Below are 14,212 nucleotides of genomic sequence, written 5' to 3'. Positions count from 1 at the left end.
GGTTAAGATAGAGGGAATTGGGGACAAAATGGCAGAAAAATTCACGGAATATTTTTCAGATAAGGAAAACGTTGAAAAATTAGACAGGCTTCTTCAGGAAGTAACAATAAAGAATCCGGAAGTAAACCATAGCGCTCAGAATATGGAGGGACTTAACTTCGTGGTAACAGGTAGTGTTAATCATTTTGCCAATAGAAATGAGGTAAAGGAATATATTGAACAAAGAGGCGGTAAGGTGACAGGCTCCGTAACATCTAAAACCAATTATCTTATCAATAATGACATAATGTCTAATTCTTCTAAGAACAAAAAGGCTAAAGAATTGGGAATTGAAATCATTACAGAGGAACAGTTTATTGAAAGATGGAGCTAGGGCAATAAGTCATGTTTAGATAGTGCAATATTTTTTTTAATAAAATGGGTTAAAACCATTGAACCATATCATATATTATGATAAATATATATCAGTATTAAATTTCTAATAAATAATTTATGGGAGGAAAAGATATGCGTGACGATATTATAGAAATTTTATGCGACATTAATCCATTATGGGATCCGGATGATGAGGATATGAGCATAGCGGAGTTCTTAGAGTCAAAACAGCTTATGGAGTTGATTGTTGCACTTGAGGATAAATTTGATGTAGATATTCCTTATGATGAGAGAAACGAAGATAATTTTGAAAATATTGACACTATTATTGAACTTTTAGAAAAGCTTCAGTAATAAGCTGTAATTAATATTTCTAAAATAGAATATGCAGTACAATGCAAAATATAAAAGATTGTTGTTAAATGTCTGAAAGATAATTTAATGACAATCTTTTATTTTATGTATAAATCTTTGGAAAAATATTATTAAGATAGCAATTTTTAATGTCAAAAAATATGCCGAAAACAGGGATATTTTTTCTTGACATATGTAAAGGAAAATTGTATTATTAAATTGTACTAATTGATGTAGTACAATTAATAAATGAAAGGGGAATAATATGTTCACAGTAAACTTTGGTTCAAGAACGCCGGTTTATCAGCAGTTATATGATGATGTAGTACGGCTTACATCCCTTGGAATACTTAAAAGTCACACAAAACTGCCGCCGGTTAGAACTCTGGCTACAGAATTAGGCATTAATCCTAATACGGTACAGAAAGCATACAAGATGTTAGAAACAGACGGATATATATATTCAACTGTAGGCAGGGGAAGCTTTATTTCAGACAAATTAGGACAAAATGAAGCTGAGAAAATAGAGATTAAAAAGAAACTTACCGGTGCTATCGGGGAAGCCTACAAAAAAGGCATTACCAGGGGTGAGATGATAGAAATTATAGATGAAACTATAAGTGGAGGAAAGACAGAATGATAGAAATAAATAATCTGACGAAAAGATTTGACAAAACAGTTGCCATTAATAATTTAAACTGCGTCATATCTGAAGGAACCATTTTCGGCTTGGCAGGAAGTAACGGAAGTGGTAAAAGTACCCTTTTAAGAACCCTTGCAGGAGTTTATGAGCCTGATGGGGGAAAGGTTATAATAGACGGACAGGATTCCTTTGATAACCATGAAATAAAGGAGCGCTGCTATTTTATTTCCGATTATCCCTACTTTTTTAATGACAGTACAGTGGAAAATATGGCAAAGCTTTTAAGAGGTCTCTATAAAAGCTGGGATGAGGAACGTTACACACAGTTATGTAAAATGTTTCCTATAGCAACAAACAAGCGAATAATTAATATGAGTAAAGGTATGCAAAGGCAGGCATCCCTTATTCTTGCCTTTTCAACAAGACCGAAATATTTGTTCTTAGATGAAATATTTGACGGATTAGACCCGGTTATAAGAAAAACATTAAAGACCATTATAATCGAGGACGTTACGGAGAATAACATGACATGTATTATTGCATCCCACAATTTAAGGGAAATTGATGATATATGTGACAGAATAGTATTATTACATAGTGGAAGTCTTGTTACAAATAAGGAAACAGACGAACTTAAGAATAAGATGCATAAAATCCATATGGCATTTAACAATCCGCCGGATGGAGATGCCTTTAACCATTTAGATGCCCAGGTATTAAGCCAGATAGGTGGATATTATGTGCTTATGGTAAAGGGAGATTTAGATGAAGTAATGGAAGAACTAAAGAAATTAGAACCGGCATTTTTAGAAGTAATGCCATCAACATTAGAAGAAGTATTTATTAACGAAATGGAGGGTGTAGGTTATGGAAAATAATGTAGGATTATCAGGCAGAAAAAAAGCAGTTGCATTATTTAAATGGTCATTAAGAAAAAATCTTCCGTTTTCAATTGCATATTGGATTTTGTTGTTTTTATCATTTCCAATGATTGAAATATTTGCAATGATAGTTTGTGGTACGCAGCAAAATTTAGGAATGGAAAGTTATATAAAAGATATGAAAGAAGTTTGTGAATATCTTCCGGCTATATTTTTTGTGGCATTTGCCATAATCTTTTCAATAATCATGGCAATAATGTCATTTTCATATATGCATAATAAAAGAAGTGTGGACTTATTTGGCAGTTACCCAATAAGCAGAAGAACCTTATTTTTTGTAAGATACTTTTCCACATTGGTTTTATGTATAGTTCCTATGATTATAATAGGTTCTGTTGGTGCCATTTTAGGTTTAAGTGATGTGGCATTAATTGAATCATTTAAGGTAATAGGAATACTGACAGTTACAATTATTGGAAATGTAAGTTTTATAGCTATGATTTCATTATGTTGCGGAACAGTGGCTGATGTACTTATATCATATGTGGTAATCAGCGCCATATATCCTATATGTGTCCTGATTGGGGTATTGTTTCCACAATCTGTTATTCCGGGACTTGCTGTATCAGAGATTCCAAGTACGGTTCTTACATTTTTATCTCCGGCAGCATCATTTTATACATGTAAATTCGGAAGTGGAAGCGGCCTTGGAATTGCATGGTGGATATGTCTTTCAGTGGTTCTTATGGCAGCATCCTTTGTACTTTGTAAACAGAGAAAGGCAGAAAGTGCCCAGAATGCCTTTGCCTTTAGCATAGTGGAAATTATTATTAAATTCTTCACATGTTTTGCAACAGGATTTGGTGTGGGATATATGTGTTCATTTTTGGGAGATGATAGTTGTAAGGCACAGTATATATGGTTTGTTGTGGGAACTGTAATTGCCGTAATGACGGCTAATTTGTTATTGCATTTAGTATTTCACAGAGGACTATCAAAGTTTAAGTCTAGCCTTATGGAATGTGGTGTGGTATTTGTGTGCATCATGGCATTTTTACTGATTACAACATCAGGAGGATTGGGATACCTGCAAAGAGTACCTGATAAGGAAGATGTACAGAAAGTAAATATTGTTCAGGGAAACACTCAAAGTTTTGTTATTGATGGGAAAGATGTTTTGGCATCTTATACAGATGATGCTAATATTATAAGTGATGTATGTGAAGTACATAAGCTGATTACAAACAGCTTAGATAAGCATCACGGATTTTTACCGATTAAAAGCAGATATGGTGGTAGTGACCAGGAAAGTATTAGTATTAAGTATGTGTTAAAAAATGGAAAAACCATTTCAAGAAAATATGATGGTTATTACATTGCCAGAAATACAAAAGATATTATGAAAAAAATGTCTGATATAACATCAACTAAGTATTATTCTCAGGTAAAGCATCCTTTTTACATAATACCGTATAAATACATTACAGATATGCAAATCTCTAAATATGTTGTAAATGGTGATGCTGATGAAGAAGAAATATATGGTGATGATTATGCTGTTAAGGCAGGTCAGGTTACGGATGAGGTGGATTATTTATCAAAGCCTGAAAATAAGGAGTTGATTAATTCCTTTGTAGAGGCACTTAAAAAGGATGTGGAAGCTAATGGAATGTATATTCCGAAAAACTACGAAAAAATATGGGGAATTTCAGTTACGTATAGAATATCATCAGATGACGGATATGATGCTGGTGGTTACGCCGGTGGACTGATTTATATTCCGGAAGCTTACACTAACACTATGAAAATTCTTGAGGATAAGGGGTATTTAAATGATGCCTACAACTTTGTAAGTGAGTGCGAAACATATACATACAATGAAAAAGGAAAGTATTTATCCGGCAAAAAAATATATTTCACCCTGCCTGAAGGGTGGGATAAAAATAAGGAAGTACAGTGTGTTGCTGTAGGTGATGATGAGACTATGCTTACAGAAATTGATAATACTTTAACAAAATGTAAAAAGGTTTCAGACACCGTATGGATGTATGAAATACCGGATGATGATAAATATACACAGTTGTACAAAGAAGAAAATGATGAAGATTTTGTAACTAAGGGAGTGGTATTTTATCAGATAGGGAAAAAAGATATGAATATTTCCGGGTTAATCACATTGCCTGAAAAACATGACGGGCAGCAGGTTACTCTTGGAAAACAGCTGAAAAAAGAATATGAGAATTTCTTTTCAAATATGTATGAGTATAATTGGACAAAGTTCAATAAATAGTTAATAATGTCATGCTAAATATTGACCGTAAAAAAAAATAGTAGTATATTTAAATAAGTTAAAAACTACTAAGACAAACGGAGGAAATTTAATATGGACAAGAAAAATATTGACTGGGCAAATCTTGGTTTTGGATATATCCAGACTGACAAGAGATTTGTATCTAATTTCAAAGATGGAAAGTGGGATGACGGAAAGTTAACAGACGATGCTAATGTAGTCATAAACGAATGTGCCGGAGTTTTACAGTATGCTCAGACAGTTTTCGAAGGAATGAAAGCTTACACCACAGAGGATGGACGTATAGTAACATTCCGTCCTGATTTAAATGCAAAGAGAATGGCAGATTCAGCCAGAAGACTGGAGATGCCTGTATATCCTGAAGATAAATTTGTAGAAGCTATCGAAAAGACAATCAAGGCTAACGCAGGATACGTTCCACCATATGGCAGTGGAGCTACACTTTATGTAAGACCTTATATGTTTGGAAGCAATCCTGTTATTGGTGTAAAGCCTGCTGATGAATATCAGTTCAGAGTACTTACAACACCTGTTGGACCTTACTTCAAGGGTGGCGCAAAGCCTATTACAATTAAGGTAAGTGATTTCGACAGGGCAGCACCTCACGGTACAGGTCATATTAAGGCAGGTCTTAACTATGCCATGAGCTTACATGCCATTGTTACAGCACATAAAGAAGGCTTTGACGAGAATATGTATCTTGATGCAGCTACGAGAACAAAGGTAGAAGAAACAGGTGGTGCAAACTTCATTTTCGTTACAAAGGATAATAAGGTTGTTACACCTAAGTCAAATAGTATTTTACCATCTATTACACGTCGTTCACTTATGACAGTTGCTAAGGATTACTTAGGACTTGAAGTTGAAGAGAGAGAAGTATATTTTGATGAAGTTAAAGATTTCGCAGAGTGTGGTCTTTGTGGTACAGCAGCAGTTATCTCCCCTGTAGGAAAGATTGTTGACCATGGAAAAGAAATCTGCTTCCCAAGCGGAATGGAAGAAATGGGACCTACAACAAAGAAGCTTTATGAGACTTTAACAGGAATTCAGATGGGAAGAATTGAGCCACCTAAGGGATGGTTATACGAAATTAAATAATTTGATTAAATGTAAGCCCGCTTGCAAGTTGTAAGCGGGCTGTTTTACACTTATAAAATAAAAGTGTTGAGAGGAGTAAAAGTATTATATGTGGAACAGAGTAGAACTAAAGAATAATGCAAAACAGATTATGAGAAAAAATTACTGGTGGATTGTACTTCTTTCAGTAATTACGGCTATTGCAATAGGACAGGGAATCCGTTTAAACGTAAATTTAGGAACTAACGGAATATCTACTAATTATAGTAAGGGTCTTATGGGAAGAAGTTCCGGAAGTTATTTTGACCAGATAATAAATGGTAGTGGAATAACAAACATGAAACCGGACAGCAGCATTGATATCTCTTCTCAGATGTTTAATGTAAGAAATTATATTAAAAATATATTTAGTGGTATATCCTTAGTTGAATTGTATGCAATTATGAGTGTGGCAGGTTTCTTTATGCTGGCATCTATTTTGCTTAGATGTTTTCTTTTATCCCCACTTGAAGTCGGATGTAAAAGATGGTTTTTAAAGAATAGAACCCAAAAGCCTGAAACATCTGAAATAGCATATGCTTTTAGAAAGGGATACGGAAATGTAGTAAAGATTATGTTTTGTAAGAATCTTTTTACAGCACTTTGGAGCTTATTGTTTATTATTCCGGGTATAATTAAGTCATATGAGTATAGGATGGTGCCTTATTTATTGGCAGAAAATCCAGACATGGATATGCATGAGGCTTTTGAAAGAAGTAAAAACATGATGATGGGAAACAAGTTTGATACATTTGTATTAGATATTTCTTTTATAGGTTGGAGATTCTTATCTGCGCTTACTGCAAATATATTGGATATTTTTTACGTTAATCCGTATGTTTTCCTTACAGATGCAGAATTATATGTTAAATTATGTTCATTAGGAAGTACAAACAGAGAAAATTATAATTATTAAAATAAACAGGGGGCAAAAATAATGAGCGAATTAAGTAAGGCTTTGGCAGTTATTAATGAAGTACAAAAGGCAGTAGTTGGAAAAAACGACGTTATTGAAAAAATAATGGCAGCAATTATTGCACAGGGACATATTCTTATAGAGGATATGCCGGGGGTAGGAAAAACTACCATGGCTAAGGCTTTTTCAAAGGCTATGGGAATTAAAGACAGTCGAGTACAGTTTACACCGGATATAATGCCGTCAGATTTAACGGGATTTTCCATATACAAAAAGGAAACGGGACAGTTTGTTTACAAACCGGGAGCACTTATGTGCAATATGTTTTTGGCAGATGAAATAAACAGAACATCCCCTAAAACCCAGTCAGCATTATTAGAGGTTATGGAAGAAAGACAAATTACCGTTGACGGAATAACAAGAGAGATGGGAAATCCTTTTGTGGTTATAGCAACGGAAAATCCTGAAGGCTCAGCAGGAACCCAGATGCTTCCGGAGTCACAGTTAGACCGATTTATGATTTGTGTAAATATGGGGTACCCTACAGTGGAAGAGGAAATGGAAATCCTTAAAAGAAGACAAATGGGAAATCCTTTAGAATATGTAAATAATGTAATAAGTGCTAATGACATTATCCTTATGGAACAGGAAGTAAAGGAAGTGTACATTAAGGACAGCGTGTACAAATATATTGTTCAGGTGGCAGAAAGCACAAGAAACCATGAAATGTTAGGAGGGGGAATGAGTCCCCGTGGAACAGTGGCTTTAGCGGCAATGAGCAGGGCATATGCATGGATGAAAGGGCGAAACTTTGTTGTACCACAGGATGTAAGAGATGTATTTGAGTGTATTGCAACTCACAGAGTGAGACTGAGTACCAAGGCAAAGGTAAGCCATATTAATAAACACGATGTTTTAAGTGAAATTTTAAGACAGGTACCTGAACCTGCAATGAGAAGGTAGGTATGATTAAAAGAAGTTTAATTTATAGTTTGGTTACCTTAATAACCCTTTGCATGTTTTTTCTTTTTACAGAGAAGGTAATAGGAATTGTTCTTTTAATGGAATGTATGTATTATATTATGGCAATTGTGTATGTTCGTATTGTATCACGGTTTATACAGGTTACATTGGATAAAGGCTTGTATTCTGCTGAAAAAAACAGTGAAATTCCAATATTAATTCAGGTAAAAAATAAATCAAAGTGGTTAAGTGTAAGGTGTGGCTTTAAAATTAAGGTGGTAAATAATTTTACCGGTGAGGTTAAAAAGGAAATAATTAATCATACCGTTACAAGAGGAGTAAAGGAAACTTTCAGTGAAAGCTTTTTATCCTCAGACTGTGGTGAAATTTCCGTATATTTAGTGGAGTATTATGTATATGACTGGATTGGTTGCCTTTATTTAAAAAAGAAAACAAATGATGTTAAGAAGATAGAAATATTGCCGGAAACCCATCTTTTAATGACAGAGATACAAAGAACCACCAGAGAATTTATTACAGATTCAGAGGTATATTCTGATAGCGAAAAAGGTGATGATTTATCTGAAATATATCAGGTAAGGGAGTACGTGGAAGGTGATCCTATACATGATATACACTGGAAACTGTCAGCCAAGACTGACAATCTTTTAATAAAGGAACACGGAAAACCATTAGGCTGTGTGGTTCTTATATGGATTGACTTGTTTAGAAACAATACCGTAAAGCACCTAAGAGGAAAGAAACATGGCAGAAAAAATCTGCCGGTAAATGCCATTGAAATGGCTGCTTCGGTATCTCTTTCATTAATAGAACAAAAATGTGTTCATATGGTTGCATGGTACGAGGAAAAAAATGACAGAATTATTAGGAAGAGAGTAGAAAATATATACGAACTTCTTAACAGGCTGCTTTATTTAGAATCATATCATGACAGAAAAAGAGCAGATATGCAGTTTGATGAACGTTTCGACAGAAATGATTTCAGCTCCATAGTGGAAATAAAGTCTGATGGAAGGCTGATTGTAAATGGCAATGAAATAGAAGTAAAGAAGAAGGGCGATAAAGTATGTTACGAAGAGACATATATTATCGTATAGCGTAGGATAAAATGGCGGGAATAGAATTTGTTAAACTTGAAAAAAAGAATAGTAATTTCATTATGTATCTTTTGGCAGTATTCTTTGTGCTGTTATGTTCTTTTGATGCAATTTCCTCAGTGTTTAAATTTGATATAAAACCCATAATTACAATATCAGTCAGCGGAGCAGCCACAATAGGTGGATATGCTTTATTTATGCTGATGATAAAAAGCAGAAAAGCTATGGTGATAATAGGTGTTTTGTATCTTTGTGGATTGTATTTTTTCAGGGCAGGAAGTGGAATTTATATAAACAAAATTCTGAAACTTTGGAATTTTTACTATGAGACCAATTATGTAGGCTTAAAGTATAAGTCATCTTATCTTTACAATGTGGTGATATTGCTATTGGTGGAATTATTAATAGCAGTTATTTTATACAGTATCATCATAGGAAAAAATTGTCGGTATGTGGCTTTACTACTGGTATTAGCACCTGTGATTTTAGATTCGGCAGTAGGTTATCTGCCTTCAGTTTCGAGTACATTAGAACTTATTTTTGCAGCAGTATTTTATTTTACAATATACCGTCAACAGGGAGAAAAAAATGTAATTACCACTGCTGTAGCAACCATGGCAGTGTTACTGATGGTGTCGGTTCTGGCTTTTAATATTTCACCTAGGTTGGAAAAGTATAAAAAAATGGACAGTTATAAGAAAACAGCGGAGGCTATTAAGAACTTTGATAAAATTAATCCGGGAGATTTCTTAAGTTCCATTTTTGAAGGCAGCGGAAACTATGCCAAAGCAGGAATTGGAAAAGGAAAGTTAGAAAATATTAATGAATTCAGGGCTACCGGGAAGAAGGTATTAAAGGTTACGGTTACAAAGAAGCCTACAAAAACGGTGTATTTAAGAGCTTTTGTAGGAATAGATTATAACGGGAAGGAATGGACAGGTGCCGATAAAGATACCGTAAAGGATATAAAAGAATTTTATAACACACAAAGTCAGTTTAAAAAGTTAATAAATGAACCCTATAATAAGTTTTCAACTTATACATCCCTGGCAAAACAGAAAATGACTATTGATGTTTTAGGGGCATCCGGCAAATATGGATATTCACCGTATTTTTCCGAAGTAAAGGATGAAAGTGCTGATTATGATACCTGTGCCTTAGGTGATGGAAAAAAACAACATATATATTTATATTTCGATGGAAATGATTTAAGTAATAATTTTGACTATTTAAGCAATGTATCTTCCTATTGGCACAAATATAGTGAATTTACAAAAGTAAGATATATCGGAAAACCTAAGGGGCTTGATGAATTAAAACATAGATGTAATCAAATTGACAGTAATTACGAAGTAGGTGTTGCCACGGCAATTAATGAATGGTTTAGTGATTTACAATATAGTAAAGCACCGGGAAAAACAACAGATGGCAGGGATTTCGTGGAGGATTTTCTTTTTAACAGGAAAACGGGATTTTGCGTGCATTTTGCATCGGCGGCAACGTTGATTTACAGAATGAAGGACGTACCGGCAAGGTATGTGGAGGGATACGTTATTGACCCCTCAAGTTTTACCAAACAAAATGACGGTACATTTGCAGCTACGGTTACTGATGAAGGGGCTCATGCATGGTGTGAGGTATTTAATGATATTAAAGGCTGGCAGGTAAGGGAACATACACCGGGATACAGCACGTCGAGAATATCAAAACAGGAAAACAATACTACAAAGCAGGAAGCAACTACAGTTGCAGCGGTAACTACAACCCACGCAAATGAAAGTACAACGGCTTCGGCGGATAACACAAAGGCAACTGTAAACAGTGAAAGTCATAAGAATACATCTCACAGTGAAAATGTAAGTTTAAAGCCTGTAATAAAGGTGTTAAAAGTAACTTTCATACTTATAATATGTGTGGTGGCGGGATTCATTATTTTTGTTTTGCCTCATAGAATTAAGAGAGTCAGTAAAATACGGAAAATAAAAGGGAAAAACAGTATATGCAGCACTTATAAGGAAATCTGTAATATATGCAATTTCTTCGGAGCAGGTTTAAATAAGGGCAATTCCACAGAAGCAATAGAGAAAATGATAAAACAGTTTCCACAGCTCTCAGAAGAAGAATGGCGATGGATATATGACATAACCCTTATAGCAGCGTTTTCAAATGACAGGGCTACAGATGAGGACAAGAGGAAAATGTACATGCTTTATCGTAAATTTAGAAACGATATGTTAAAGAGTTTAAAGGGCGTTAAAAAGTTTATTTTTAAATTCATAAAGGCAATGTAATTAAAAATAATAAAACTTAACTGGTTTTAGTGAAAAAATGGCGTTAATTCGCCATTTTTTTTATTGAAGATACTAGACAAAGGAAATAGAATTTGTTAAAATTATAACAATCTTGGAAATATCAGATATGTTACATATTTTTCACAAAACATTAACAGAGTTATTTTAAATGTTTATTGCGGTTAAATTCAATTGATGATATTATTTAAGAGTGTGAGTAATTTTTAAAATTGATGTAATTTATTATATTAAATTAAATTTTTATGGAGGATTATATTATGTCAAAGAAAGTAGTTATTGCAGGCGCATGCCGTACAGCAATCGGAAAAATGGGCGGAGCATTAAGCACAACTCCGGCACCGGTTTTAGGATCTATCGTTATTGAGGAAGCTCTTAAGAGAGCAGGCGTTCCTAAGGAAGCAGTTGATCACGTATATATGGGATGCGTTATCCAGGCAGGTCTTGGACAGAACGTAGCACGTCAGGCTTCAATTAAGGCAGGACTTCCTATTGAAACACCGGCAGTTACAGTAAACGTTGTTTGTGGTTCAGGTCTTAACTGTGTAAATATGGCAGCTCAGATGATTAAGGCAGGAGATGCTGATATCGTTGTTGCAGGTGGTATGGAGAATATGTCAATGGCACCTTTTGCACTTCCAAAAGCAAGATTTGGTTACAGAATGAACAACGGAACACTTGTTGACACAATGGTAAATGATGCATTAACAGATGCTTTCAACAATTATCATATGATGATTACAGCTGAAAACGTAGCTGAACAGTGGGGAATCACAAGAGAAGAATTAGATGCATTCTCAGCTAACTCACAGCAGAAATGTGAAAAGGCTATGGCTGAAGGTAAGTTTAAGGATGAAATCGTTCCAGTTGTTGTTAAGAACAGAAAGGGCGATATCGTTGTAGATACAGATGAAGGACCAAGAGCAGGAACAACTGCTGAATCACTTGGTAAATTAAGATGCTGTTCAGGAAAGCCTGATGGTGTTGTTACAGCAGGTAATGCTTCAGGTATTAATGATGGAGCAGCTGCAGTAGTAGTTATGAGCGAAGAAAAGGCTAAGGAATTAGGCGTTACACCTATGGCTACATTTGTTGGCGGAGCACTTGGCGGAGTTGATCCTTCAATCATGGGTGTTGGACCTGTTGCTTCAACAAGAAAAGTTATGGAAAAGACAGGCTTAACAGTTGACGATATGGATTTAATCGAAGCTAACGAAGCTTTTGCAGCACAGTCAGTTGCAGTTGCAAGAGACCTTGGATTTGATATGAGCAAGGTTAACGTAAACGGTGGAGCTATTGCACTTGGACATCCTGTTGGAGCTTCAGGTTGTAGAATACTTGTTACATTACTTCACGAGATGCAGAAGAGAGACGCTAAGAAGGGTCTTGCTACATTATGTATCGGTGGCGGAATGGGCTGCTCAACAATCGTTGAAAGAGACTAATTAAATATATAAAAAGCTGGTAGCAGATTTTACTACCAGCTTTTCATGTGTTTTTTAATAAGGTAATTTAAAGGAGAAGTGATATGGAATTTATTACTTATGAACAGGAAGGATTTGTTGGAGTTATTACCATCAACCGCCCAAAGGCATTAAACGCATTAAACAGCCAGGTCCTTGATGAATTAAACGCTACATTAGATGCAGTTGATGTTAATGAAACAAGAGCATTGATTTTAACAGGTGCCGGAGAAAAGTCATTTGTTGCAGGCGCTGATATAGGAGAAATGTCAACACTTACAAAGGCTGAAGGCGAAGCTTTCGGTAAGAAGGGAAATGATGTTTTCAGAAAACTTGAAACATTACCTGTTCCTGTTATTGCTGCAGTAAACGGATTCGCTTTAGGTGGCGGATGTGAAATATCAATGAGTTGTGATATTAGAATCTGTTCTGAAAATGCTATTTTCGGACAGCCTGAAACAGGTCTTGGAATTACACCGGGATTTGGTGGAACACAGAGACTTGCAAGAATCGTTGGACCTGGAATGGCTAAACAGATGATTTATACAGCAAGAAACATTAAGGCTGATGAGGCTTACAGAATCGGTCTTGTAAATGCAGTATATCCACAGGAAGAACTTATGGATGCAGCAAAGAAAATGGCAGCAGGCATTGCAAAGAACGCACCTATTGCTGTAAGAGCATGCAAGAAGGCAATTAATGATGGATTAGATGCAAACATGGATGATGCAATCGTTATTGAAGAAAAATTATTCGGTAGTTGCTTTGAGACAGAAGATCAGAAGGCAGGTATGGGTAACTTCCTTGAAAAGGATAAAGAAAAGAAATTAAAGGTTGTACCATTTAAGAATATGTAATATAAGCCACTTAGTTTTTTATAATTATTGATTTGAGACATAAGTGGATACAAAATAAAATTATCATAAATATTATGGAGGAATAATTATGAAGGTTGGAGTTATTGGCGCAGGAACAATGGGTCAGGGAATCGCAAAGGCTTTCGCTCAGGTTGAAGGATACACAGTTGCATTATGTGATATCAAGCAGGAATGGGCTGAAGGTGGAAAAGACAAGATTGCTAAAGGTTATGCAAGACTTGTTGAAAAAGGAAAAATGACACAGGAGAAGGTTGATGGTATTCTTAACAGCATCACACCTGGTCTTAAGGAAGATTTATGTGCTGACTGCGATTTGATCGTTGAAGCTGCTTTTGAAAATATGGAAGTTAAGAAAACAACATTTGCAGAATTAGATAAGATTTGCAAGCCTGAATGTGTTTTCGCTTCAAATACATCATCACTTTCTATCACAGAAATTGGAAATGGTCTTACACGTCCTATGATTGGTATGCATTTCTTCAATCCTGCTGACAGAATGAAATTAGTAGAAGTTATCGCAGGGGTTAATACACCTGATGAAACAGTTGCAACAATCAAGAAGATTTCAGAAGAAATCGGAAAGACACCTGTACAGGTAAATGAAGCTGCAGGATTTGTTGTAAACAGAATTTTAATTCCAATGATTAACGAAGCTGCTTTCATTAAGATGGAAGGTGTTTCAGACATTGCCGGTATTGATGCTGCAATGAAACTTGGTGCTAACCATCCAATGGGACCTCTTGAATTAGGAGATTTCGTTGGTTTAGATATCTGCCTTGCAATTATGGATGTACTTTACAATGAAACAGGGGACAGCAAATATCGTGCATGCCCATTAATCCGTAAGATGGTTAGAGGCGGAAACCTTGGTGTTAAGTCAGGTAA

General features: G+C 35.2%; 13 protein-coding genes. All 13 read left to right on the top strand.

Annotation, left to right across the window (positions count from 1 at the left end; genetic code table 11):
* Positions 1–373 (top strand): BRCT domain-containing protein (locus Q5O73_RS07210; protein WP_302669358.1); only part of this gene is annotated, 373 nt, incomplete at its 5' end.
* Positions 374–507: 134 nt separating this feature from the next.
* Positions 508–729: a phosphopantetheine-binding protein gene (locus tag Q5O73_RS07205; RefSeq protein ID WP_021953874.1), complete on the top strand. Its 222-nt coding sequence runs from the start codon at positions 508–510 to the stop codon at positions 727–729.
* A 265-nt stretch (positions 730–994) separates the two neighbouring features.
* A complete protein-coding gene (locus Q5O73_RS07200; protein ID WP_302669357.1) occupies positions 995–1,369 on the top strand; it encodes a GntR family transcriptional regulator in 375 nt (124 codons plus the stop codon).
* Positions 1,366–2,250 (top strand): ABC transporter ATP-binding protein, encoded by an 885-nt coding sequence (locus Q5O73_RS07195; RefSeq protein ID WP_302669356.1) that lies wholly within the window; start codon positions 1,366–1,368, stop codon positions 2,248–2,250. The genes Q5O73_RS07200 and Q5O73_RS07195 overlap by 4 nt, the downstream gene beginning before the upstream one ends.
* A complete protein-coding gene (locus tag Q5O73_RS07190) occupies positions 2,240–4,543 on the top strand; it encodes an ABC transporter permease (protein WP_302669355.1) in 2,304 nt (767 codons plus the stop codon). The genes Q5O73_RS07195 and Q5O73_RS07190 overlap by 11 nt, the downstream gene beginning before the upstream one ends.
* Positions 4,544–4,636: 93 nt before the next feature.
* Positions 4,637–5,662 (top strand): branched-chain amino acid aminotransferase, encoded by a 1,026-nt coding sequence (locus Q5O73_RS07185; RefSeq protein WP_118590077.1) that lies wholly within the window; start codon positions 4,637–4,639, stop codon positions 5,660–5,662.
* An 88-nt stretch (positions 5,663–5,750) separates the two neighbouring features.
* Positions 5,751–6,596 (top strand): DUF975 family protein, encoded by an 846-nt coding sequence (locus Q5O73_RS07180; protein ID WP_021953879.1) that lies wholly within the window; start codon positions 5,751–5,753, stop codon positions 6,594–6,596.
* 21 nt (positions 6,597–6,617) lie between these two features.
* Positions 6,618–7,559, top strand: coding sequence for a MoxR family ATPase (locus tag Q5O73_RS07175; protein WP_302629227.1), 942 nt, complete (start codon positions 6,618–6,620; stop codon positions 7,557–7,559).
* A gap of 2 nt (positions 7,560–7,561) precedes the next feature.
* Positions 7,562–8,677, top strand: a complete 1,116-nt coding sequence (locus Q5O73_RS07170) for a DUF58 domain-containing protein (RefSeq protein ID WP_302669354.1) — start codon at positions 7,562–7,564, stop codon at positions 8,675–8,677.
* Positions 8,678–8,688: 11 nt separating this feature from the next.
* Positions 8,689–10,968, top strand: coding sequence for a transglutaminase family protein (locus Q5O73_RS07165; protein WP_302669353.1), 2,280 nt, complete (start codon positions 8,689–8,691; stop codon positions 10,966–10,968).
* 278 nt (positions 10,969–11,246) lie between these two features.
* Positions 11,247–12,431 carry an acetyl-CoA C-acetyltransferase gene (locus Q5O73_RS07160; RefSeq protein WP_302629229.1) on the top strand — a complete coding sequence of 395 codons (1,185 nt, stop codon included), beginning with the start codon at positions 11,247–11,249 and terminating at the stop codon, positions 12,429–12,431.
* Between the two features lie 83 nt (positions 12,432–12,514).
* A complete protein-coding gene (locus tag Q5O73_RS07155) occupies positions 12,515–13,306 on the top strand; it encodes an enoyl-CoA hydratase-related protein (RefSeq protein WP_021953884.1) in 792 nt (263 codons plus the stop codon).
* An 88-nt stretch (positions 13,307–13,394) separates the two neighbouring features.
* Positions 13,395–14,212 (top strand): 3-hydroxyacyl-CoA dehydrogenase family protein (locus Q5O73_RS07150; protein WP_302669352.1); only part of this gene is annotated, 818 nt, incomplete at its 3' end.

Source organism: Eubacterium sp. AF15-50, assembly GCF_934835595.1.
GTDB lineage: Bacteria > Bacillota > Clostridia > Lachnospirales > Lachnospiraceae > Eubacterium_G > Eubacterium_G segne.
Note: the sequence above shows the minus strand (reverse complement) of the source record. Positions and strands in the feature narration are given on the sequence as shown.